The sequence below is a fragment of the Pseudovibrio flavus genome (genome assembly GCF_009711345.1).
GTDB lineage: Bacteria > Pseudomonadota > Alphaproteobacteria > Rhizobiales > Stappiaceae > Pseudovibrio > Pseudovibrio flavus.
Map to the genome: position 1 here is coordinate 1 of NZ_SMMA01000016.1, position 445 is coordinate 445.

2 tRNA genes are annotated in these 445 nt (G+C 51.7%); both read right to left on the reverse strand.

Annotation, left to right across the window (positions count from 1 at the left end):
- Positions 1 to 248: 248 nt before the first annotated feature.
- Positions 249 to 324: transfer RNA gene (locus tag E1162_RS00050), tRNA-Ala, on the reverse strand.
- A 44-nt stretch (positions 325 to 368) separates the two neighbouring features.
- A tRNA-Ile gene (locus tag E1162_RS00055) sits at positions 369 to 445 on the reverse strand.

Below are 445 nucleotides of genomic sequence, written 5' to 3' on the forward strand. Positions count from 1 at the left end.
CCCTCGATAACTGGCTAGCTTTGTCACTTGGAACAAACAACCTAAGTTGTCCTGGCGCCCCAAGCGGCCCGTTATGTCTTCTCTTCAAAATGTCACAGAACACGCCCCAGTCTCTCAACTAAGGCAAAACATACGTCTTTCTTCTTTATGGATTTAGTCGCCGCATCAAATGGTGGAGCCCTACGTCGTTGTTCCAAAGGAACACGACAAGCTAAAAAGCCTAGGCTTCACTATCGAGCGAAGCGAGATGGTGGAGCCTAGGAGGATCGAACTCCTGACCTCCTGAATGCAAATCAGGCGCTCTCCCAGCTGAGCTAAGGCCCCATTATCTGTAAATCGAGCCAAGCTGTGGGAACCATCCAAATGAATGGTGGGTCGAGGAGGACTTGAACCTCCGACCTCACGCTTATCAGGCGTGCGCTCTAACCACCTGAGCTACCGACCC